Raw genomic sequence first — 22,404 nt, forward strand, 5'->3', positions numbered from 1 at the left:
AAAACCCTGCTTATTTTCAGTATGATTAATTTTATTTCCGGGGCAGGGGATGATGTGCCAGTCAGGCTGGTCGGATTAATTATTTATAACAGAAATTTAAGCCGGGTAATTAATTTTAGGCTCTCGCCTTATTGCATTCACACTATTATTAACGCCTGCAATATCAGTCGCCTGTGGCAGAGTTTTCTAAAGAGCCATTCACCTGGCTAAATATCGCGGGAATTTAAGAAGCCTGAAAAGCGAGGGTGTATCCTGCGCTATCAATGATAACGCAGGATGGGGAATCAGATGCCGGTATCGTCTGGCGTCCGACCAACGACGATTTCCAGTGTCCTGCGCAACAGGTCCAGTCTGACCTCATCAGAAGTGCATTCCAGTTCCGCGATCAGATAGAGGATGATCGCTTTATTGGTTACACGTCCTTGATCAGCCACAATGTCGCGAATCACTGCGCCCAGCAGTTCGGTTTCCGGAGCAAGCTGATCGCCTGCGCTGCGAAAATAGTCAATGATTGAAGAATCTGATGAAGAATGTTGCATGATTTTTCTTTCTCTGAGGAAAATGGGTCAGACGCAATGGTTAATGGTTGAAGTCAAAAACGAGTGTAGACGCTGTTTTCGTTTTGCCCAGCCAGCCTAAAAATTCTGTTCAGGTTTGCCGCTTCGCTTAAAGTCAGCCGCGTTTATCATGCACGCAGTATGCTCAATCAGTGCTTCCTGGAACCCTCTGGCGGTCCATCGCTGTTCATTCGATGAGTTGTCTTATCACGTTCAGCACCGTCACCCTGCACGCGTTTACGCGCGGCGACCATGCCGTTACGGACTTCGGTGATCGCTTTGCGCATGACTGAGACTTTACTGTCGTCATCAGCCTCCGCGGCCATCCGTTCGAGCTGGGTGATTAAGGCATCACTGGATACCGGTTTGTCTGACTTGAGCAATGTCAGTACGGCTTCGCCGATCATGACATCTGTCAGTTTCTCATCTTCACTTCTGTACATACTGGCTTCTCTGATTGCGAATCAATGGCCATGCTGCGGGTCCGTATACGTCAGCGGGTGCGACTTCGCGCACCGGATACGGGAAAGCAGTACTGGGCTTTTGTTACGGTAGAGCCTGGGTGGAAATTTAGGTGGATCTTCCTGGGTGAAAGCGTAAAGCCGACGTCCTGAAAACACTCACGGCCGTGAGGGGGTATCACTCTTCGCGACGGAATAACATCGCGATTAAATCCTGCAGGTGGCTCTCTTCTTCTGGCGTGGCAGCCAGTTCGAGGCGGCGCAACAGCTTGCTGCAAATCGTTTTACGACTGAGGCTGTGACCTGCGCGCAGAATTTCAACCACAACCGAACCGAGCGTTTCCTGTTGTAAAGGGGAGCTGGCCTGATTGAAGTAACGGGCAATATCGCTGATCGTTTCCGGGGCTTGTCCGTTCTGACGCATGTTGTTGTCCTCAGGTGGTGAAAATGTATAGCACTCTGGAAACGCAAGTTATACATCTTTTCAAAACTTGTACAGAATTTTGGATTTTTGGGATAATTTTTTTTGTGCAAAAAATGCTATGGCTTTTAAAACAGGGTGTTACGAGGGGTTTGATGCGAGGGGAAAATTGTACCAGATTTTGTAAACTTTAACAGCGTCCCCGAACGCTCCGACCTGAATATTCAGGCCGGCAAGGGATTAAACGCTATTGTTAGTGTTTAAAAAAGATGTCATCAGCGGAGACGGGAGCAATTGACTCTTTACCCAGAGTACTGGAAAGCCAGTTTGCCGGAGCGGTTGTGCGCGAACTGATAGTTTTGAATCCCATCAGCCATTGAAGTGCATGCTGCATCTGCTCAAGGCGATGCTCATTCACTTCAGACTCTGCCATAACCTGTAGCTCTTTAATCAGCAATTCAACATTAACTTCCTGACCAGCATTAAACAGGTTCATTGCGGCTTCGCCAATGATGACATTCGCTTTTTCGTCGCTGGAAAAATACAAATTATCCTCCTGGGTGATTGCGGTAAGTAACATTAACTGTAGCAAAAAAATTCACGAAGCTTAATCAATTCAGCCTATCAATAAGATTATTTTAATTGTCGAACTTTTCTGCACCTGACACGTGTGTAGCCCGGTGACACATTCCACTCCGAAAACCGGAGGTCTTGGTGAATCGGGTTTTAATCCTGTTCCTCCTTCACCCGCTTAGCTGGGATGGGACAGGAGGGCTCAGTAAAACTGCCTATCGTTGCGTGGCGCCTTTGCAACAAGATCTTCGCCGATAAATTTAAACCATTACACTTCAATAAGTAAGAACTCTGCTTTACAAAACTTCACACCCGGCTTTTAACGCTGAAGAAACTTCACAACCCTGCGCTGTCCCAAAGGTATAGCCTGTGCTATAAAAAATAGCCTATGCTATTTATGTTCTCTTTTTAATCACCTCTGGAGATCGCCTGATGGTCCCGATAACAAAAATAACCACTCTGTTATTCATTGCGCTGCTGACAATGCTGATGACGACCAGCAGTTATGCAGCAGAGAAATTTAAGGTAGTGACGACCTTTACCGTGATTGCTGACATGGCAAAAAACGTGGCGGGCGATGCTGCAGAGGTCACCTCCATCACCAAACCGGGGGCCGAAATACACGAATATCAGCCGACACCCGGCGATATCAAACGGGCACAGGGCGCGCAGTTGATCATGGCGAACGGACTCAATCTCGAACTCTGGTTTCAGCGCTTTTATCAGCACCTGGAAGGGGTACCGGAAGTGGTGGTCTCTGCCGGGATAAAACCGATGGGCATTGGTGAGGGGCCATACAACGGTAAACCGAACCCGCACGCCTGGATGTCACCAGACAATGCGCTGATCTATGTCGATAACATTCGCGATGCGCTGATGAAATATGACCCGGCTCATGCGGACACCTATCGTCAGAACGCCGCCGCCTATAAGCAAAAAATTACTGCCGCGCTGGATCCCTTACGTCAGCAGATTGCAGACATCCCGGAGGATAAACGCTGGATGGTGACCAGCGAAGGCGCCTTCTCTTATCTGGCACGTGACCTGGGCATGAAAGAGCTTTATCTGTGGCCGATCAATGCGGATCAGCAGGGTACACCGCAGCAGGTGAGAAAGGTGATCGATCAGGTGAAGAAAAATGCCATTCCGGCAGTGTTCAGTGAAAGCACGGTATCGGACAAGCCCGCCCGTCAGGTCGCACGGGAAACCGGGGCGCATTATGGTGGCGTGCTCTACGTCGATTCCTTAAGCAATGCACAGGGACCGGTGCCGACCTATCTTGATCTGCTCAGAGTGACCACAGAGACGCTGGTGCAGGGCATCAAAGCCGGAGAGAAAGCGCAATGACAGACACTATCGTGGTTTCCGATGTCACCGTGACCTATCGCAATGGTCACACCGCGCTGCATGACGCCAGCTTCAGCGTGCCGGGCGGATCGATTGCGGCGCTGGTAGGCGTCAATGGCTCAGGCAAATCCACGCTGTTCAAAGCGCTGATGGGATTTGTCCGGCTCGCCAGCGGCAGCATCTTGGTGCTGGGTATGCCGACGCGGCAGGCGCTGCGCCAGAGTCTGGTCGCTTATGTGCCGCAGTCGGAAGAGGTGGACTGGTCGTTTCCGGTGCTGGTGGAAGATGTAGTGATGATGGGGCGCTATGGTCATATGGGCTTGCTGCGCCGGCCTAAACCGCACGACCAGCAGATTGTCAGTGAGGCACTGGCGCGGGTTGATATGCTCGATTATCGGCATCGTCAGATCGGCGAACTCTCTGGCGGGCAGAAAAAAAGGGTTTTTCTGGCGCGCGCCATCGCCCAGCAGGGCAGCGTGATCCTGCTGGACGAGCCGTTTACCGGCGTGGATGTCCAGACCGAGGCCAGAATCATCAGCCTGCTGGGAGAACTGCGAGATGAGGGCAAGACCATGCTGGTCTCAACTCATAATCTGGGATCGGTCACGGAGTTCTGTGATTACACGGTGATGGTAAAAGGCACCGTTCTGGCCAGCGGACCGACCCGGACCACCTTTACCGCCGCCAATCTTGAGCGTGCGTTCAGCGGCGTGTTACGCCATGTGATGGTTAAAGGGCTGGACGATCAGATCATCACGGATGATGAACGACCCTTTATTGCGCCGCGTGCCGCACGGGAAGAGGGCCGTTAACCATGGAACTGCTACTGGAACCTTTTGGTTATCACTACATGCTCAACGCGATGTGGGTCTCAGCCATGGTGGGTGGACTCTGCGCGTTTCTCTCCTGTTACCTGATGCTCAAAGGCTGGTCGCTGATTGGTGATGCGCTTTCACACTCCATCGTGCCGGGTGTGGCGGGCGCTTACATGCTGGGTCTGCCGTTTGCGCTGGGCGCGTTTCTCTCTGGAGGATTAGCGGCGGGCAGTATGCTGTTGCTCAATCAGCGCACGCGCTTAAAAGAGGATGCGATCATCGGCCTGATCTTCTCCTCTTTCTTTGGTCTGGGGCTGTTTATGGTCTCGCTCAATCCGACTGCAGTGAACATTCAGACCATTGTTCTCGGCAATATTCTGGCGATTGCACCCGCCGATATCCTCCAGCTGGCGCTGATTGGCGGGCTGTCGATCATCATTCTGCTGTTTAAGTGGAAAGATCTGATGGTCACTTTCTTTGACGAGAACCACGCGCGTGCCATCGGTCTGCGGCCTGAACGCCTGAAGATTCTGTTCTTTACGCTGCTGGCGGTTTCAACCGTGGCGGCGCTGCAAACCGTCGGCGCGTTCCTGGTGATCTGTCTGGTAGTGACGCCCGGCGCGACCGCCTGGCTGCTCACGGATCGCTTTCCGCGTCTGCTGATGATTGCGGTCGCCATTGGCAGCATCACCAGTTTTCTCGGTGCCTGGGCCAGTTACTATCTGGATGGCGCAACGGGCGGCATCATCGTCGTGGCGCAGACGTTGCTGTTCCTGCTGGCGTTTGTCTTTGCACCGAAACATGGCCTGCTGGCTAACCGGCGTCGTGGCCGTCTGCAACCCCAAAAGGAGCCTGGCTGATGTGGATCCTTGAACCTTTCCAGTTCGCGTTTATGAATAGCGCCTTGCTTATCGCGCTGGTGGTGGCGATACCCTGTGCGCTGCTGTCGGTTTTTCTGGTGCTGAAAGGCTGGGCGCTGATGGGCGATGCCATGAGCCATGCGGTGTTCCCCGGCATTGTGCTCGCCTGGATGGTGGGACTCCCGCTGGCGGTGGGTGCGTTTGTCGCGGGGCTGTTCTGCGCGGTCGCCAGTGGCTTTTTGCAGGACAACAGCCGTATTAAACAGGACACCGTGCTGGGCATCGTCTTCTCAGGCATGTTCGCGGTGGGGTTGATCCTCTACATCGCTGTGAAACCGGAAGTGCACCTCGATCACATTCTGTTTGGCGATATGCTGGGTATTACCGGCACGGATATTATTCAGACGTCGATAATCGCCGCCGTGATCGTCCTGGTGATTGCAGTGAAGTGGCGTGATTTTATGCTGTTCAGTTTTGATCCGCAGCAAGCGCAGGTCTCCGGCTTACCGGCTCGTTTGCTGCACTACGGGCTGCTCTGTATGGTCTCGCTGACCATTGTGGCAACGCTGAAAGCCGTAGGGATCATTCTGTCCATTTCCCTGCTGATCGCGCCTGGCGCTATCGCGGTTCTGCTCACCCGCCGTTTTTCACATGCGCTGCTGGTGGCGGTCGTGGTGTCGGTGCTGGTGTCGCTGAGTGGGGTTTATCTTTCGTTCTTTATCGACAGCGCGCCTGCGCCGACTATCGTTGTTCTGTTTGCGCTGGTGTTTATTGTGGCGATGGTGATCGCGGGACGCAAAACCCGTCGGCTGGAGCGGCTTAAACTTCGCGAAGGCGGCAGGGCTGGGTGAGGGGATGATCAGTTTGAATGCGGTGAGCCAGGGCGATGATGAAAGCAGGCCTCAGAGCAGGTGGGCTTAGTCCGGACTTTTTTTCTCTGAGGTTCGTTGATTTGACGGTGAGATGTCTGCGACGCCGGATAAAGTGCTGATGCCCGCTTTGCACCAGAAGCGGGCAGTTGAGAAAATAGGATGCGTTAATTAATTAAGAGTCGTTTACTGCCAAATCGCTTTTAGCGGGTCGTTGTCGCATAGCCCCCGGGGGATATCCATTGATGCGCTTAAAAGCTCTGCTAAAGGCTGCCTGCGAGGCATAGCCAAGACGTAAAGCTACCGTGTCGATCGAGATTTTATCATGAACGATCCAGTGCCCAGCGAGGCGCATTCGCACTTCCCTTGCATAGCGCAGGGGCGGTATTCCAATGATTGAGGTAAAGCGTTCAGCAAAAACAGAACGTGACACATGAGACTGGGCAGCAAGCTCAGCAACAGACCACTCCCGACTCGTATCGCGATGAATGGCCAGAATCGCACGAGCAAGCCGTGGATCACGTAGCGCAGCGATAAGGCCAGCGGCATTCTCGCTGCCGTTTTCAATCCATCCACGCACGATCATGGCTGCAGCCACTTCTGCCAAACGTGCCAGAATGCCTGCGAAGCCAGCGCGTCCGGAACAGATTTCAAATTTCATCGCGCCCAGAATGGGAACCAGCCCCGGATATATCTGTTCATTAGCCTCAACTACTATGGCTTGCGGCATCAGTTTACCCAGGCCCTGCATTCCACCCAGATCGAACGCCATACAGCCATAAAACAGAACTGTGCTGGGAGTCGGATGCGTACCAGGGCAGGTATTAATTCCGCTGACGGCCTCGCCCAAAGGCGCAGAGCCCAGCGTGTCGATGTGTTGAAAAGCACAGCCGACTTCCGATAGAAGCTGATGCTCCTCACCCTGGGGCATAAATACCATGCTTCCAGCTTTCAACTCGTGAATTGCACCGTCGTTTGTGCGCAGCAGTGCTTTCCCCACCGCAATGTAATGAAAATAGGCATGTCCCGGTCTGTTACTAAAACCGACGCCAAACTCAGAGCCAGTCTGTAAACGGCGGTACTGAACACCCCGCAGGCGCATTTCAAGCAGCAGTTCACTGACGAGCTCGGAGGACAGAGCAAAATGTTTTTTCATGTGCACGTCCGGAGTTTCGGGTAAAAAATCAGGATGTGGCATCATAGATCGTCCAGCTTCTCAGCTCTAGACTTGGAACTGAAATTTTTCCCGGAAAGAGTGTGTTATGAGAAATGAAGCGACTGAAGCGGTATCCGTTAGTTTGAAGAGTTCAGAACCTGCAGAATCCGCATGGATGGCTGTTATTTCACTGACTATGGGCGTTTTTGGATTGCTGACAGCAGAATATCTTCCTGCCAGCCTGTTGACACCCATGGCCGCCGATCTTGGTGTCACCGAAGCCCTTGCTGGACAGGCTGTGACGGTAACCGCAGTAGTAGCCCTGTTTGCGGGTCTGATGGTTCCCCGCCTGACGCGTAATTATGATCGCCGAAATGTCTTGCTTGGTTTTACTTTACTTATGATTGCCTCCAACCTGCTTGTCGCACTGTCATCAAGCCTGGCAATTCTGTTAGTGATGCGCATTCTGCTGGGCATCGCGCTGGGAGGCTTCTGGAGTATGGCTGCCGCCGTAGCTATGCGACTGGTTCCTGCAAAAAGCGTCCCGCGAGCTCTCTCCATTATTTTTAGTGGTATTGCCGTTGGCACCGTCGTTTCGATTCCGCTGGGGAGCTATTTAGGTGGGCTATATGGCTGGCGCAGTGCATTTATTGCCGCAACCGCAGTAGGCGTGCTGACACTCATTTTCCAGCTGTTTACGCTTCCTGGAATGGCTCCGAACAACGTGAGGGTAACAGCGTCTGTCATGAGTGTACTTCGCCGTCCAGGCATTGCGATTGGAATGACTGGATGCGTTATTGCGCATACGGGTCAGTATGCGCTGTTTACCTACATTCGTCCGGCTCTTGAAAACATTACTCAACTTAATGCAGGCCATCTATCTTTAATACTGCTTGGATTCGGTGTGGCTAATTTTATCGGTACGCTACTGGCCGGATGGCTGATGGAAAGAAGCCTGCGTTTTACCCTGATAATTATGCCGGCACTGGTAGGTTTAGCCGCATTAAGCATGATTTCATTTCCACTGGAAGAAAAAGGATTGATATTGCTTGTGGCGTTGTGGGGGATGGCCTTTGGTGGCGTCCCGGTAGCGTGGTCAAACTGGGTAGCGCGTTCTGTTCCGGATCAGGCTGAAACTGCGGGCGGAATGGTAGTCGCAGCAGTACAGTCTTCAATCGCTGCTGGTGCTGCGTTAGGTGGCTTACTATTTACTATCAGCGGTGTAACCGGTGTTTTCATTACTGCGGGTTGCATAATGTTTCTTGCCACGCTCGTTATTGGACTAAAAGTGAAGGTCGCGGTGATCTGATCATTTGGAATATGACCCCGTTTTAAATAAAGGCCAGCTGAATCCGATGGCTGGCCTGAACAGAAACCTAAAGATTTCCTGCTTCGTTTCGCTCAAATGGGTGTCCGCTTTTCCTCATAGCAGACCTTGATCGACATTTTGTGAGCGGCGTAGTGCGAGAAGAGGGCATTGTTAGCCTGGTTATCTTTATCGCTTTTGTCATTACCGCCCCATCATCTGAATCGAGGCGGATCGAGTGTCTATTTATTGACCGTGCAATCGAACTACGTTCAGAAGCTATATGTCACATTCAGGCTTCCAGTGGGGGATGCTTTTTGTTTCACAATCGGGCTGTTACGCGCATCTCCAGCCAACTGCGTAAAACCTGTGGCGGCAACTACGCTCCAGTCCTGGTTGAATTTGTGACTCCATTCCATATTAATTGAATAGGCATAAATCCCCGAACCAGCATCATATTGAGTAAACCCCGATCCCGCTGACTGTGATGAATTTACCCCGTAGTAAGTTTGCATATAGTTGCCCGTTCCCCAACTGCTGATCAGCGCCATCGTTACGGTATTGCCCGATGAGCTATAAAGCGGGCTGGTAATGCCGAAATGCAGGGCCGCGCCATTGTTCCGCTGAGTAAATGGCACCTCAGCCTGCAATTGCAAATGAAGCCAGTCGGTCACCTTATACCCCAGCCCCAATACCCCGATAGCCGAGCCTTTTACATCGCCCATACCCCGCAAATCGTCACTGCCATCGCTCAGTGAGTCACTGTCCACGTCATGATCCTTACGGCCTGCGCGATAGCTCAGCGCAGTACTGTAATCCAGCTTGCCGGAGCTGTTGCCATAACCGATACCCCGCGTGGTACTTACGAAGAACCCATTTTGCATCGAGTAGTCAAGCACCAGGGCTGTCGTGACACGATTTTCATCCGAACCAGAATAGCGTGGCGTAACATCCACGCCTCCTCCCAACGTTAAGGCGTTACCCTCCTGTGGTTCTGCCGCAAGTGTTGAGGTGGTGAGTAACGCCAGCAGCGCGCCCGGCAGTATTTTTTTCAGGGTGCGCCCTGAGAGTGAATAGGGGAACTTATGACGCAGTTCAAAGTTGCTCATTAAAGAAGTCCTTATGGATTCAAATGATTACGATACAAGCGGGTTTTAAACGCCAGAACGCTCAGTTTGAATCCGCACCCTAAAGTTCTCATGAGCCAAAAATGAAGAAACACTTAAGCACCTGCCAGTGACGCAAACCTGATAGATTTTCTGATACCGTTTTTTTCTTCAGACGTTCTTCATTTACTGTTGATAACGTAACTATTGTGAAAATTCTCCTCATCGAAGACGACCTGGATCTCGGCAACGGCGTACGTATTGCCCTTGAAGATCAAGGATTAAATGTCATATGGGTCCGCCGCAAAGTTGATGCGCTGCATCAACTCGTTACCTGCGTGCCAGAACTTGTGTTGCTTGACCTCGGACTGCCCGACGGCGATGGCATGAGCCTGATGGCGTACTTGCGCCAGCAGCTCAAGGGGATCCCCGTCATCATTCTGACCGCGCGAGGCACTCTGCAGGATCGACTAAGCGGGCTGGATGCCGGTGCTGACGACTATCTCGTCAAACCTTTTATTCTTGCCGAGTTACTGGCCAGGGTGAGAGCCCTTGCGCGACGCAGTTACGGTTTTGAGAATGAGGTAATAGAAATTCGTGGGTTATCTCTTCACGTGCCGACTCGCCGCGTGACTGTTAGCACGCGGAATGTTGAGTTGACGTCAAGTGAATATGCGCTGCTTGAAACTTTAATGATGCGCACCGATCGCGTGCTTACACGAAGGTTTCTGGAAGAAAGGATATTCGGTGCAAAAGAAAATATGAGCAATGCACTCGATGTGCATATGGGTAATTTACGTCGCAAAATCGGCGACGGTTATGTCCGAACGGTGAGGGGCGTAGGGTATGTCATTGATACATTACCGCTTCAGAAAGGGGCTGGTTGATGCGAAATTTTTGGCGCCACCTGAGAAATCCAACGCTAGCACGGCGAATTGTGATCGCCCAGATGCTACTGCTTACACTGCTTTGGTGTTTTTTTCTGACCTACATTTTGTGGGAGAACTTGCGTAGCCCCCCTATGCTAACGGGCAGCAATACCTACGAAACCATTCTTACACTGGTTGATCGTATGGATGATCGTCCGCAGGATCTCACCGCCGTGCTGGAAAAGTTCAGCACAGCGTTGCGGGAAGGTTATGGCGGAGGTGAAGATTCGAACCTGTCAATCAGCCTCATCGTTCGGAAGAATAAAGAGATAATTTATTCTTCCGATGGCGCTCCGAGAGAGGTGACAAACACCCGGTACGGTAAAATTCAGAGCGTCCAGAGCGGAGGTCGCACCTGGACTAGCCGTACTCTCAAGTCCGGGAGGTCCGATGCGGAGGTAACACTTGTCACCCCTGCCGCTGGCTGGAACTTTTTTATCTACCTGAACTCGCGTGGATACTACATATTGCCGCTGCTGGTATGCATTCCATTTCTTTTGTTCCCCGCCTGGCTGTCAATCCGAATTGCAATGCGACCCTGGAATAAAGTGGTTAATGAAATTGCCTTACGAACTTCAGAAGATCTTTCTCCCTTAAAAGAAGTGCCAAAGCACATGGAGCTTCGCCAAATGGTGGACGCTACAAATCTATTTCTTGCCAGGGTGCGAGAGAGTTCTGCCAGGGAACGGGTTTTCATTGCAGATGCCGCTCACGAACTGCGTACCCCATTGGCTGCGATGCGGATCAATGTGGAGGCTTTGCAGTCCTATGTAAGCAGCGATAATCAACAGGAGTTGCTTGCAGGGATTATTCGCAGCAACAGCCGTGCTGCGCGGCTTGTTAATCAGTTGCTATTGATGATGCAAAGCGAAGTGCGTATTGACACTGTTATGGAGCCTGTACCGCTGACAACGCTTATACAAGAGCGAATGGCTGCACTGGCACCGCTAGCGGCTGAGCGCAGGATTGAGCTTGAATTCTACTCTGATGATGAAACATGGATCACAGGCGTCAGGGAACGCCTGATGTCGCTGATTGATAATTTAATTGAAAATGCCGTGAAGTACAGTCCCGAGGGCGGACGGGTCGAGGTGGATGTACGGTCACTTAATCAATCTACTCAGTTACGTGTCTCAGATGCAGGACCCGGCATCCCATTTGAACTGAGGGAGCGCGTATTCGATAGATTTTTTCGCGATCCCAATCAGATACAAAACGGGAGTGGATTGGGGCTTGCCATAGTCAAAGCGGTTGCGCAGCAACACAACAGCAGCATATGGCTGAGTACGTCTATTGAAGGTGGACTCATGGTTACTGTTGACTTTCCAGACAACAATTCCGTCTGAAATAAAATACGATTTTTACCCGCTCAGCGGAGGGCCTCTGTCAGAACAATGGAGTTGGAATTGAAATATTTGACCCTGTTTACACTATTATTTTCTTTCTTAATCAGTGGGTGCGCCATAACCATCAGCGAATTAAAAAGCAGTCAATCATCTTATGACGGCAGCTTCACGATTAAGACGGCGCCATCCGATACCTATCGAACCTTAAGATACATGGCCAGGCAGTGCCTGGAATATGAGGCATATTCAGGAAATCCGGTCATCGTATTAAGCGAGTTTGACGGTGAGCGCAATGAAGGTGAGATCAATCAAAAGCTCCTTTCGGAGGGACTGTTGGTTAACAACACGCTAATTGAAATAGAAAAACATGATGGGAACAAAGCACAGGTCAGCCTATACACAACTAAGAACATCCTGAGTGTGGGCATTCGGTCGCCAAATATTAGTGATATCAAGCGCTGGGCTAATGGCGATAAAACTTGCCAGAACGACTGACTCGTTAATAACGTGAAGCATCTCAGGCTATATAACTTATCACCCCGTTGATTTACACATCGCGATTTAAGTAATGTGTTCATCAGTAATGAGAAAATTGCGAACGTTAGCTTCCTGCTCAAAGCGCACCTCATGATCTGGCTTTCTGTCCGCTTCGCGATGAAGCGGTCATTAATGAGAGTTAAATAGGTTTAGTCATATTGAGCCGCTTATTTCCTGCAGGATGATTCGGACATATTTGAAATCGTATTGCCCGCAACATCCCAGCTGTTCTGACACAACCCGGCAAAACCGCCTGCCCGATCTGGGGCAGGCTGAATACGTTTTAAAACCAGACTCACCAGGGCGCGCGCTTGCCATCGAAATAGAAGCCTGCGGTGATTATCTGAGATGCTTCCGCCGCAAGCCAGACGATACCCCTGGCCGCCTCGGAGACCGTTCTGTAACCGGTGTGACCGTTAAAATCGGTGGCCGTATAACCCGGATCAACGGCGTTTACGCTGATGCCATGGTCAGACAACGCATTGGCAAAGGCCACCGTAACGCCATTTAACGCCGTTTTCGAACTGGTGTAGCCCAGAGCCGCAACCTGAGAGTAGGGATGCGATTTGTCAGAAACCCACTCCAGGGATCCCAGTCCGCTGCTGACCATGATGATCCGGGGTTCTTCGCCCAATTTGAGCAGCGGCAGAAAAGCCTGCGTGACTCTGATAACGCCGAAAACGTTGGTGTTATAAACCGTCATGATATCGCTGATGCTTTGCGACTCTGGCGCGATGGGCCAGGCTCCGGGTATACCCGCATTGTTGATCAGCACATCCAGTTTTCCCTCTTCTGACTTTATCTGTCCGACGGCCGCATCAATACTTTCCTGATCTGTCACGTTAATGATAGCCAGCCTCGCTTCAATACCTTCCGATAGCAACAGGCTGACAGCATCCTGACCGCGCGCCACGTCACGACAACCCAGCCAGATCTTATATCCCCGATTCCCCATCTCCCTGGCCGTTTCAAAGCCAATACTTTTGTTGGCACCGGTAATTAAAACCGTTCTCTTCTTCATGTTGTAGCCTCAGTGATTTATGCAGGTGTCTCTGGGTTATAAATCTGTTACAGCTGTTTGATAAGAGGTCGCAATACGAATACGCTGTTCGGAAAATCGAACAATAGCGGAGTTGAGATGGATGATGTCGCGATATTTCTTGCTGTGTTCAGAGGCCAGGGGTTCCGGGCAGCGGCTAAAACGCTAGGCCTGGCCCCCTCAACGGTCAGTGAGAGGGTCACCGCGCTGGAAGAGAGCCTTGGCGTTCCGCTGTTTATCCGCACAACCCGAAGCGTGACGCCCACCGAAGCAGGCCGGATGCTGGCCGAACGAATGGCACCTCTGCTGAGCGAAATGAGGTCGGTGATGAATGACGTGGCAAGTTCGCAACGGGAGGTGCGCGGGCAGCTCAGACTGAACGTGACCGGCGCGGTGATGGTCGATATTCTGCCGCCCCTGCTGGAGCAATTTCTCGAACGACATCCGTTGCTGCGCGTAGAAATTATGGTGGACGATCGACTGATTGATGCCACGGCAGAAGGCTGCGATGCAGGCATACGCTATGGTGAGCATCTGGCCCAGGACAGTGTAGCCGTTCCTGTCGGCCCGCGCCGCCAGCGTCTGGCGCTGGCTGCAGCTCCTGCATACCTTACTTCCCACGGTATTCCCGTTCATCCGACCGCCCTGGCCGAACATCACTGCATCCGCCTTAAGTATTCCAGCGGTGCGCTGATACCCTGGGAGTTTGAGCGCAACGGGGAAATCGTCAGCGTTAATCCTGCTGGCCGTCTGACTATCGGCGTTAATGGTGCTTCAGGGGCAATTGAGCTGGCAAAAAAAGGGCAGGGCATTATCGCCGTCTTTGAAAACTGGCTGCAGCCCTGCTTTACGACGGGTGAGTTGCAGCCGGTGCTTACGGAGTGGTGGCCCGAATTTGAAGGTCCCTGGCTGTACTTCCCCAGCCGCTTTATGTCAGCGCCTTTGCGCGCTTTTGTGGATTTTCTGAAAGAGGTGCAGGAACCGCCTGAGCCGCTTGATTGACCAGGCAACTATAAAAAAGCCAGATCCCCTATGGGAGTCTGGCTGACAGCGGCAAAGTGGCATTTAACGCATCTGAACCTGCCCCGGCTTGCTGTACTGATCGACAATGCGCTGAAGTTCTCAGGTAGCGCGGAAGTGGTGGTACGACAGGAGGCGGTCAGGTCAATGTAGCGGTGCTGGATCGCGGTCCCGGTATCCCGCCGGAAGAGATGTATGCGGTGATGCAGCCTTTTTACCGGGTTGAAAACTCGCGCAATCGGGCCGCAAGGTAAGACCCTTATCGGTCGCGTTTCTGACAGCAGTGGTTCGACTACGCTTTCTGAGTTAAAGGCTAATCTGGCAGCTAAAGCACAGGCGGCGGGGGCCAGCAGTTACCGTATCGTGGCGGCGGGTGGCAATAACGTCCTGTTTGGCACCGCAGATATCTACAAATAAGCGTGTTAATGTGCGGTAACGCAATGCGGACGGTATCGACTCCGCGTTGCGTTTACTGCTCGTGCCACTCGCCTGTAAACCGCTTTTTGCCAGCCTGCTCTATTTTTTTTGAATCCTGTCCAGACTTTACGTCAACTTAAATCAAAGGAATAAACATGGAAGTCACGATAGAACAGTGCCCACCAGAAGAATGGGAATCCATGGTGTTAATTTTCACCGAAATGGAAGAACATTATTATGGCAAGGGCATTATTCAGGAACCGCTGTTAAAGGATTATCTCCGCCTTCAACTTTTTAGCCAGCGCTCTGGTACATGGATAATCAGGGCGCGCTGCGACACCCATATTATTGGGCTGGCCTGCTGCAGTATTTTATACCCTTCCCCACGTTACAGCGGTCAGCTTCACATCAAAGAGCTTTATGTCTCAGACAGTGAGCGGGGGAAGGGTATAGGAAAATCCTTAATGCGCTTTATGGCGAAACTCGCTCTTGAACAGGCATGCCGCAGCCTGAGCTGGAACGCTGAGAAATCAAACCATCGGGCTAACCATTTTTATCGCTCTCTGGGTGGAAGGGTAGATGACAGCATTGTGAATTATGCCCTTCAGGGTGAACGCCTGAGCAAACTGGCTTTCGACGGTTTAGTCGGATCCCAGGCAGCTGACTAACTGAGAAACGACAAAAAAATTTATGTTTTTCTAAAAACAGCCGATGAAGGAATTTGCCTTAACGGTTCAAATCTGCGAGCGAAAAGGTGTATGAAATCACTGGCTTCATATGAGTTGTAGCGAAGGGTTTCGTCAATGTTCCGGAACTTGTGCCTTACAGGTGAGTATAGAAACGCAGTTGCCGTGCTACAAAAATGACGGGACTGCTGTACAAGGATTACCTTCATGGATATCGAATTAAAATGAAAAAAAGCACCGTTGCAGTGATGATGATGGCGACTCTGTCAGGTGGAGCCTGTGCAGATTCAGATCGGTTTTTATCGAATTTTTCTCCGGAAAGCTTTACCGTGTCGACGTCAGCCGGGATGCTGAGTGGCAAATCTCATGAGATGGTTTACGACACAGAAACAGGCCGCAAAGTCAGTCAGCTGGACTGGAAAATAAAGAATGTGGCTATTCTGAAAGGCGAACTCTCCTGGGATGCATACTCATTTCTGACTCTGAATGCGCGAGGCTGGACTTCCCTGGCTTCTGGTTCAGGTCATATGGATGACTATGACTGGCTTGATGACAACCAGTCTGACTGGACAGATCATTCCTCCCATCCCCGTACGGATGTTAATTACGCCAATGAATATGATCTCAATGTAAAGGGCTGGGCGTTACAGGGTGATAACTATAAGGCCGGTCTGACTGCTGGTTATCAGGAAACCCGTTTAAGCTGGACGGCCTTTGGCGGTTCATACAATTACGATAACGGCGCTTCAACCGGTGATTTCCCGAGAGGCGAACGTGGTATTGGCTACAGCCAGCGTTTTTCCATGCCGTACATTGGCCTCGCAGGCCAGTATCGTATTAACGACTTTGAATTTAACGCCTTATTTAAATTCAGCGACTGGGTTCGGGCACACGATAACGATGAGCACTACATGCGTGATCTCACCTTCCGTGAGAAAACGACTAATTCGCGATACTACGGAACTTCTGTAGATGCGGGATATTATTTAACGCCTAACGCCAAAGTTTTTGCCGAGTTCAACTACAGCAAATATGAAGAAGGCAAAGGCAGCACTCAGATCATTGACAGATTCTCCGGTGATTCGGGTTCTATTAATGGAGATGCGGCTGGCATTTCAAATAAAAACTATACCATTACAGCCGGTCTGCAATACCGGTTCTGATTCGGCTTTGCACGTCATAGGATGATGAGAAATAAAGCCCTCTGGGGCTTTATTTTTATTGCAAAAAAATATCAGATATAAAGTGACTGAAAAGCTCTGACTCAACAAGCTAGCCTGCAGCATGAAACTTACAGCCTCCCGATTCTTAGGAAGAGAAAATAAATGCATATTATCCCGGAAGTTAAGAAAATTACTGCGCTGTGTTCTGTTATTTTCCTGGCTGGCTGCTCTATTCTTTTACCCCTTAATTACACAGATTACGAAGGTAAGGATGCCGCCACGGTTGTGGCCATCAATCCAGAGGGATTTGTGGGTACATTTTATCTTTCAGTCTATGAGAAAAAAGGCACCTGTTATGACAGGGTTGAGCGTTATCAACTGGAGTCAAATCTTATCCCCTCGGCAGGGCGAGTTATGACCGGAAAGGTAAAACCCGGCAGACTCATGGCTTTTCAGCAACTCAATACAATAAAGAGCGATTATGACCAAAACGGAAAAAAAACGAGATTCCTGGAAACTTATTTACTCTCACAATGGGTTCCATTCATGCCAGAGCCTGGCAAACGATACTTTCTTAATACTCAGTATGGTGCCCGGGAAATTTCGTCTGATTATGCAATCACTGTTAATTCAGACCCGAAAAAAATTGCTTCTGATTTTAAAATACTTCCCCAGAATAATTGGGACGCCAGAAATCGTTGTCAGCATCTTATAGGTGGAAGCTAATCACCATTGAAGCATCTCTGTAACTACGCCATTTTAAGAGATCGTGAGAAAACGTACATTATCGTTCACATCGGAAAGGGGTGAGCATTCACACAACTTCCGACGAGGCAATGGATAGCCTTTGAAATAATCATTTTCACGTCTCGTCATTCAAACTGGCAATGACATATTTTGCCTCAAGAAAAATACGTTAAGCTTACTGAGGCCTGAAGTTAAACCCGATGAGTGTGAAAGAAATTCAGGCATCGCGATGCTTCTCTAACCGGATAAAATCGCCATCTAACTTTGTCTTATTCCCCCAGCCGAGTTGCATATAGAATTTCGCCGCGCGGCTATTTCCATCCGTTTCCAGCCAGGCTATGTCGTGATGTCTGAACAACTCCTGTTCCGCAATCAGAGCCAGTCTGCGACCGATGCCTCTGCCTTCATAGGCTGGAAGAACAAAAAGACAGCCTTTCTCCGTTAAAACCATCGACAAACCGACCACTTCATCATCATTTGTGGCAACCCATGTGCAATGACTCTTTTCGATCATATCCCCCACGCTACTTTCGGTGATGCCCATCTCCCGCATCTCTTCACGGCTCAGGTGATTCTCGTTAACAGATGTTCTGACAGTGAAAATACTCTCAACATCAGATAATTGAGCGGGTCTGATATTTATGTTCATTAGCCTTACTTCCTGTATGACAAAGCTAAATTTCGATGATAATGCAGAGATATCCGTAAAGAGCCAAATAACTCTAAGTGAAATGACAGCTGAAAATGATGTCCGCTACTCGCTCATAGCGAACATTGCCCACGAACAGGGACACTTATCCACAGATCGTTGCATATTTAAAGGCGCTTCAGTGCCTGCCGGGTTAGCGAACCTGAAAATGCACTTCAGGGCTGCGCTTTTCACGGCAAAGTTGATGAAACAGCTGCATGAGCTTCGTAAGCTTTCCAGACGAGAGATGAATCCCATAAAAGAAGTAAAATCAGTGAGATAAAAACGTTATATCATTAGTTTTATAGCGATTTATTTTCCTTTCCGCCTCAGATAACGCTGACTTTTCCCGACTCCCCCACCAGATCCCCAAAAAGCTGCTAAACCTAAAGGCAGAGATACGCGCGTAAAGATTAGGGTTATCACGATTTTCCCCGATTTAACTCCCGTCAGAAAAATACCAATAAAAAATCATCTTTTAGCCCACAACAATGGGAAGCAGACAATGTCGGAAAAAATATCGCTAACAATGCAGGTCAATGGCCAGTCGCAACAGATGCAGGTCGATCCGCGTGTCACGCTGCTCGACGCACTGCGCGAGCACCTGAACCTGACCGGCACCAAAAAAGGGTGCGACCAGGGGCAGTGTGGTGCCTGTACGGTGCTGATCAATGGTCAGCGGGTGCTGAGTTGCCTGACGCTGGCGGCGCAGGCAGACGGCGCTGAAGTCACCAGCATTGAAGGGCTGGCTTCCAACGAGGGTGAACTGCACCCGGTGCAGCGCTGCTTTATGGAAAATGACGCCTTCCAGTGTGGCTACTGCACGCCGGGACAGATTATGTCCGCCGTCGCCTGCATTAAAGAGGGCCACGCCGGTTCGGACGATGAGATCCGTGAATACATGAGCGGTAACCTCTGCCGTTGCGGGGCTTATCCGCATATCGTCGATGCGATTAAACAGGCCGCTGCAGAGATGGCGAAGGAGTCCGCATGAATGAATTCAGCTGGAAAGTCGCGCAGTCTCCACAGGAAGCCGCATCCCTGAAACAGCAGTCAGGCAGCCAGTTGCTGGCAGGCGGCACCACGCAGCTCGATCTGATGAAGTGTGGGGTCTTAACGCCACCGCAGTTAATTGGCATCAGCGGATTAACCGAGCTGAAAAATCTGCAGTTTGACGACGATAAAATAACCGCCGGCGCGCTGGTCACCATGAGCCAGCTGGCGGATCATCCCGCCTGCCAGCAAAGTGCGCCAGCCATTTATGGCAGTCTGTGGCAGGCCGCCTCTCCGCAGATTCGTAACATGGCGTCGCTGGGCGGTAATTTACGTCAGCGCACCCGTTGTGCCTATTATCGCGATCCGGCGACCTTTACCGCCTGCAACAAACGCAATCCGGGTTCCGGCTGCGCCGCACTCGATGGCGTTAACAGCAGCCATGCGATTCTGGGTGCCAGCGACAGCTGCATCGCAGTCTATCCCGGCGATCTGGCGGTCGCGCTGGTGGCGTTTGACGCCATCGTGGTCCTGCAGAATCAGCAGGGCGAAACACGCCGCATCGCAGTTGATGATTTCTTCCTGCTGCCGGGTAATACGCCTGATCGTGAACACGACCTGCGCGACGATGAAATCATTATGGCTATTGAAGTGCCGCAAACCGGGTCACTCCGTCACTCCCACTACCTCAAAGTCCGCGACCGCAGCTCCTATGAGTTTGCTGCAGCCAGTGCGGCCGCAGGCTTCACGCTGGAGAACGGTGTGATGCGTCAGGTGCATATCGCGCTGGGCGGTGTGGCGACCAAACCCTGGCGGGTCAGGTCAGTGGAGCAGGCGCTGGAAGGCCAGCCGTTCGATGAAGAAACGGTGTTCCAGGCAGCAGAACTGATTACTCAGGAAACGCAGGCGCTGACTCACAACGCCTATAAAGTCAAACTGGCGCCACGTGTGATTGCACGCGCGCTGATGGCAGCAGGAGAAACCGCATGAGTGACGTAAACGACAAAGCGCGTCCGGATGTTCAGACGGTGAACTCAGCGGCAGACACCCCGATTGAAGGACTGGGTGCCTCACGTTCGCGGGGCGACGGCAAAGTAAAAGTCACCGGCGAGGCGCGTTATGCGGTTGAACATCAGCCGGAGAATCCGCTCTATGGCGTAGTGATCCAGTCTACCGTCGCCAGCGGGCGTATTAGCCGCATGTCGACAGAAAAGGCGCAGCAGGCCTCGGGTGTGCTGGCGGTCTATACCCACCTGAACACGCTGAAGATCAACAAACCCACCGCGATTGCCGACGGCGGCGCAGCGCAGACAACGTACACCCCGATTCAGGACGATGTGATTATTCACAACGGTCAGAACATCGGTCTGGTGGTAGCAGAGACGTTTGAGCAGGCGACCTATGCCGCCTCTCTGGTGGAAATTGACTATGAAACCTCACCCGCGCTGATTTTTGCTACCGATGAGGGCGTCGAGCCGAAACCGCTCCCGAAGCAGGATATCGATATGGGCGATGCGCAGGCAGCGATGCAGCAGGCTGAGGTGCGCCTGAGTCAGCGCTACACCACGCCGCGCGAATACAACATGCCGATGGAACCGCACGCCTGTGTGGCGCAGTGGCAGGATGGACGCATCACCGTCTGGGAGCCGAGCCAGTGGGTAGCGGGCGCGCAGGTGGAAATCGCCGAGTGGATGGGCATTGACGTTAAAGACGTGCGCATCATCTCGCCTTATGTCGGCGGCGGATTTGGCTCCAAGCCGGTGCCTTATACCCACGTCGCGCTGGCGAGTGTGGCGTCGCGGGCGCTTAACCGCCCGATTAAGGTGTCGCTGACCCGTCCGCAGACCTTTACCGGCCTCGGCGGACGTGCCGCCACCTCGCAACAGCTGGAGCTGGGCGCATCCCGTGATGGCAAAATCCAGGCGATTATCCAGCGCAGCTTCAGTGAAACGTCACTCATCGACGTATTTGCCGAGAACTGCAGCAAAGTTACAGCCCGTATGTATGCGGTAGAGAACGTCTCCGCTCAGCATCAGATCAGGCCGATCAACACCGTTACGCCAGGCTGGATGCGCGCGCCAGGTGAAAACCCCAGCGCCTTTGGACTGGAAGTCGCGATGGATGAGATGGCCTATGCCCTGAACATCGATCCGCTGGAGCTACGCCTGCGCAACTGGGCAGATAAAGATTATCAGCTCGATCTGCCGTGGAGTTCGCGCCGTCTGAAAGAAGCCTATCAGAAAGGGGCCGAAGCTTTTGGCTGGGACCAGCGGATCATGACGCCGCGATCAATGCGCGAAGGGCGTGAACTGATTGGCTGGGGCATGGCTTCCGGCACCTATCCGGTCAACAAATTGCCCGCCGAGGCGAAGATCATCCTGACGCCGCAGGGAACCTTTGTGGTGCAGTGTGGCGGTGCAGATATCGGCACCGGCACCTATACCATTCTGGCGCAGACCGCTGCCGACATTCTGGGCGTCGCCTCTACCACCATTGAGGTTCAGCTGGGTGATACCGAGCTGCCGCGCGCGGGTGTCGCGGGCGGATCGCAGCTGGCGGGTAACGTAACCGCCGCAGTGGACGACACCGCTAAACGCATGCGCGACCAGCTTCTGAAGCTGGCAAGCGAACTGCCACAGTCGCCGCTGCAGGGAACGCCCGTGTCTCAGCTCACGCTGAAAGGCGACGGGGTGCAGCATAAGCAGGGCAGCGACCAGGCCGTGTCATTTGCGGAACTGGCGAGCCTGGCACCGGCGGAGAGCCTCGCGGTGAAAGGCGGGACCTTCCCGGACGATATGTCAGAAAGCGAGCGCGATAAGATGGTGCGCAACCTCAATGACGGCACCCGTCCTGAAAAATTCTCTGCCCACAGCTGGAGTGCGCATTTTGTTGAAGTGCGCGTTGATGAAGATTTCGGCACGATTCGGGTAAAACGGATGGTGGCGGCACTCGACAGTGGTCGTCTCTACAATCCTAAACTGGCCCGCAGCCAGTGGATTGGCGGCATGATCATGGGTGTCGGTCAGGCGCTGATGGAAGAGGGCATTGTCGATCCGCGTAACGGTCGGGTGATTAACAACAACCTGGCGGATTATCTGGTGCCGGTGAATGGCGATATTCCTGACATCACCACCATCAACGTGGGCGAGCCTGATTTTGAGGCGACCACGATGGGCGGTAAACCGGTAGGTGAGCTGGGTATCGTTGGCGTTGCGGCAGCGATCAGTAATGCGGTGTTCCATGCCACCGGCAAGCGGGTACGCGACCTGCCGATTACGCTCGACAAGATTATCTGAGCCGGTTCCTGACCTGCTGCCAGCAGGTCTGATTGTCGTTTTACGGGCGTGGGCTGAAGCCTGCGCCCGTTT

Annotated in this window: 24 protein-coding genes and 1 pseudogene; 17 read left to right on the forward strand and 8 right to left on the reverse strand. The window is 52.0% G+C overall.

The window, feature by feature from the left end; genetic code table 11:
• Nucleotides 1-284 precede the first annotated feature (284 nt).
• The 4 genes from ACN1CO_RS16550 to ACN1CO_RS16565 all read right to left on the reverse strand — a co-directional run bounded on the left by ACN1CO_RS16550 (nt 285) and on the right by ACN1CO_RS16565 (nt 2,031).
• Nucleotides 285-539, reverse strand: a complete 255-nt coding sequence (locus ACN1CO_RS16550; RefSeq protein WP_283545090.1) for a biofilm/acid-resistance regulator YmgB/AriR — start codon at nt 537-539, stop codon at nt 285-287.
• Nucleotides 540-706: 167 nt separating this feature from the next.
• Nucleotides 707-1,000: a hypothetical protein gene (locus tag ACN1CO_RS16555; RefSeq protein WP_419139887.1), complete on the reverse strand. Its 294-nt coding sequence runs from the start codon at nt 998-1,000 to the stop codon at nt 707-709.
• 196 nt (nt 1,001-1,196) lie between these two features.
• Nucleotides 1,197-1,442, reverse strand: a complete 246-nt coding sequence (gene ycgZ / locus ACN1CO_RS16560; protein ID WP_419139888.1) for a regulatory protein YcgZ — start codon at nt 1,440-1,442, stop codon at nt 1,197-1,199.
• Between the two features lie 250 nt (nt 1,443-1,692).
• Nucleotides 1,693-2,031 carry a hypothetical protein gene (locus tag ACN1CO_RS16565; RefSeq protein WP_419139889.1) on the reverse strand — a complete coding sequence of 113 codons (339 nt, stop codon included), beginning with the start codon at nt 2,029-2,031 and terminating at the stop codon, nt 1,693-1,695.
• A 413-nt stretch (nt 2,032-2,444) separates the two neighbouring features.
• Here ACN1CO_RS16565 and ACN1CO_RS16570 point away from each other — a divergent pair, with 413 nt between their 5' ends.
• The 4 genes from ACN1CO_RS16570 to ACN1CO_RS16585 are packed head-to-tail and all read left to right on the forward strand — an operon-like array spanning nt 2,445 to nt 5,885.
• The gene (locus ACN1CO_RS16570; protein ID WP_419139890.1) at nt 2,445-3,359 is read left to right on the forward strand and encodes a metal ABC transporter substrate-binding protein; all 915 of its coding nucleotides are present in this window, start codon (nt 2,445-2,447) and stop codon (nt 3,357-3,359) included.
• The gene (locus tag ACN1CO_RS16575; protein WP_419139891.1) at nt 3,356-4,171 is read left to right on the forward strand and encodes a manganese/iron ABC transporter ATP-binding protein; all 816 of its coding nucleotides are present in this window, start codon (nt 3,356-3,358) and stop codon (nt 4,169-4,171) included. The genes ACN1CO_RS16570 and ACN1CO_RS16575 overlap by 4 nt, the downstream gene beginning before the upstream one ends.
• 2 nt (nt 4,172-4,173) lie before the next feature.
• Nucleotides 4,174-5,034 (forward strand): iron/manganese ABC transporter permease subunit SitC, encoded by an 861-nt coding sequence (gene sitC, locus ACN1CO_RS16580; protein ID WP_419139892.1) that lies wholly within the window; start codon nt 4,174-4,176, stop codon nt 5,032-5,034.
• The gene (locus tag ACN1CO_RS16585; RefSeq protein ID WP_419139893.1) at nt 5,034-5,885 is read left to right on the forward strand and encodes a metal ABC transporter permease; all 852 of its coding nucleotides are present in this window, start codon (nt 5,034-5,036) and stop codon (nt 5,883-5,885) included. Before sitC ends, ACN1CO_RS16585 begins: the two co-directional genes overlap by 1 nt.
• Before the next feature lie 193 nt (nt 5,886-6,078).
• On the opposite strand, the gene ACN1CO_RS16590 is transcribed toward ACN1CO_RS16585, so the two are convergent.
• Nucleotides 6,079-7,104, reverse strand: coding sequence for an AraC family transcriptional regulator (locus ACN1CO_RS16590; RefSeq protein ID WP_419139894.1), 1,026 nt, complete (start codon nt 7,102-7,104; stop codon nt 6,079-6,081).
• Nucleotides 7,105-7,165: 61 nt separating this feature from the next.
• Between ACN1CO_RS16590 and ACN1CO_RS16595 the strand changes: the two genes are divergently transcribed.
• On the forward strand, nt 7,166-8,368 hold the full coding sequence (locus ACN1CO_RS16595; protein WP_419139895.1) for an MFS transporter: 1,203 nt from the start codon (nt 7,166-7,168) through the stop codon (nt 8,366-8,368).
• Between the two features lie 269 nt (nt 8,369-8,637).
• Here ACN1CO_RS16595 and ACN1CO_RS16600 read toward each other — a convergent pair whose 3' ends face one another.
• Nucleotides 8,638-9,474 (reverse strand): MipA/OmpV family protein, encoded by an 837-nt coding sequence (locus ACN1CO_RS16600; RefSeq protein WP_419139896.1) that lies wholly within the window; start codon nt 9,472-9,474, stop codon nt 8,638-8,640.
• A 206-nt stretch (nt 9,475-9,680) separates the two neighbouring features.
• Between ACN1CO_RS16600 and ACN1CO_RS16605 the strand changes: the two genes are divergently transcribed.
• The 3 genes from ACN1CO_RS16605 to ACN1CO_RS16615 are packed head-to-tail and all read left to right on the forward strand — an operon-like array spanning nt 9,681 to nt 12,241.
• Nucleotides 9,681-10,358 carry a response regulator gene (locus ACN1CO_RS16605; RefSeq protein WP_419139897.1) on the forward strand — a complete coding sequence of 226 codons (678 nt, stop codon included), beginning with the start codon at nt 9,681-9,683 and terminating at the stop codon, nt 10,356-10,358.
• Nucleotides 10,358-11,746, forward strand: coding sequence for a sensor histidine kinase (locus tag ACN1CO_RS16610; protein ID WP_419139898.1), 1,389 nt, complete (start codon nt 10,358-10,360; stop codon nt 11,744-11,746). The genes ACN1CO_RS16605 and ACN1CO_RS16610 overlap by 1 nt, the downstream gene beginning before the upstream one ends.
• Before the next feature lie 48 nt (nt 11,747-11,794).
• Entirely contained in the window at nt 11,795-12,241 is a 447-nt protein-coding gene (locus tag ACN1CO_RS16615) for a hypothetical protein (RefSeq protein WP_419139899.1), read from the forward strand.
• Between the two features lie 337 nt (nt 12,242-12,578).
• Here the strand turns inward: ACN1CO_RS16615 and ACN1CO_RS16620 are convergent, their stop codons facing one another.
• The gene (locus tag ACN1CO_RS16620) at nt 12,579-13,304 is read right to left on the reverse strand and encodes an SDR family oxidoreductase (protein WP_419139900.1); all 726 of its coding nucleotides are present in this window, start codon (nt 13,302-13,304) and stop codon (nt 12,579-12,581) included.
• A gap of 117 nt (nt 13,305-13,421) precedes the next feature.
• Here ACN1CO_RS16620 and ACN1CO_RS16625 point away from each other — a divergent pair, with 117 nt between their 5' ends.
• The 6 genes and pseudogenes from ACN1CO_RS16625 (at nt 13,422) to ACN1CO_RS16650 (ending at nt 17,334) form a co-directional block, all read left to right on the forward strand.
• Nucleotides 13,422-14,324 (forward strand): LysR family transcriptional regulator, encoded by a 903-nt coding sequence (locus ACN1CO_RS16625; protein WP_419139901.1) that lies wholly within the window; start codon nt 13,422-13,424, stop codon nt 14,322-14,324.
• Nucleotides 14,325-14,354: 30 nt separating this feature from the next.
• A complete protein-coding gene (locus tag ACN1CO_RS16630; RefSeq protein WP_419139902.1) occupies nt 14,355-14,495 on the forward strand; it encodes a hypothetical protein in 141 nt (46 codons plus the stop codon).
• Nucleotides 14,496-14,585: 90 nt separating this feature from the next.
• Nucleotides 14,586-14,759, forward strand: a pseudogene (locus ACN1CO_RS16635) (YdgH/BhsA/McbA-like domain containing protein); the annotation flags it as partial.
• A gap of 155 nt (nt 14,760-14,914) precedes the next feature.
• Entirely contained in the window at nt 14,915-15,427 is a 513-nt protein-coding gene (locus ACN1CO_RS16640; RefSeq protein ID WP_419139903.1) for a GNAT family N-acetyltransferase, read from the forward strand.
• Nucleotides 15,428-15,669: 242 nt separating this feature from the next.
• Nucleotides 15,670-16,608 (forward strand): omptin family outer membrane protease, encoded by a 939-nt coding sequence (locus ACN1CO_RS16645; RefSeq protein WP_419139904.1) that lies wholly within the window; start codon nt 15,670-15,672, stop codon nt 16,606-16,608.
• 162 nt (nt 16,609-16,770) lie between these two features.
• Nucleotides 16,771-17,334, forward strand: a complete 564-nt coding sequence (locus ACN1CO_RS16650) for a hypothetical protein (protein WP_419139905.1) — start codon at nt 16,771-16,773, stop codon at nt 17,332-17,334.
• A 238-nt stretch (nt 17,335-17,572) separates the two neighbouring features.
• Here ACN1CO_RS16650 and ACN1CO_RS16655 read toward each other — a convergent pair whose 3' ends face one another.
• Nucleotides 17,573-18,004, reverse strand: a complete 432-nt coding sequence (locus ACN1CO_RS16655) for a GNAT family N-acetyltransferase (protein WP_419139906.1) — start codon at nt 18,002-18,004, stop codon at nt 17,573-17,575.
• 568 nt (nt 18,005-18,572) lie between these two features.
• Here ACN1CO_RS16655 and ACN1CO_RS16660 point away from each other — a divergent pair.
• Genes ACN1CO_RS16660 through ACN1CO_RS16670 form a run of 3 tightly spaced genes read left to right on the forward strand, consistent with a single transcriptional unit; the run spans nt 18,573 to nt 22,332 of the window.
• A complete protein-coding gene (locus tag ACN1CO_RS16660; protein ID WP_419139997.1) occupies nt 18,573-19,037 on the forward strand; it encodes a (2Fe-2S)-binding protein in 465 nt (154 codons plus the stop codon).
• Nucleotides 19,034-20,026 carry an FAD binding domain-containing protein gene (locus tag ACN1CO_RS16665; RefSeq protein WP_419139907.1) on the forward strand — a complete coding sequence of 331 codons (993 nt, stop codon included), beginning with the start codon at nt 19,034-19,036 and terminating at the stop codon, nt 20,024-20,026. The genes ACN1CO_RS16660 and ACN1CO_RS16665 overlap by 4 nt, the downstream gene beginning before the upstream one ends.
• The gene (locus tag ACN1CO_RS16670; protein ID WP_419139908.1) at nt 20,023-22,332 is read left to right on the forward strand and encodes a xanthine dehydrogenase family protein molybdopterin-binding subunit; all 2,310 of its coding nucleotides are present in this window, start codon (nt 20,023-20,025) and stop codon (nt 22,330-22,332) included. The genes ACN1CO_RS16665 and ACN1CO_RS16670 overlap by 4 nt, the downstream gene beginning before the upstream one ends.
• The last annotated feature ends 72 nt before the right edge of the window (nt 22,333-22,404 follow it).

This window comes from Pantoea sp. R13S299 (genome assembly GCF_048515925.1).
GTDB lineage: Bacteria > Pseudomonadota > Gammaproteobacteria > Enterobacterales > Enterobacteriaceae > Pantoea.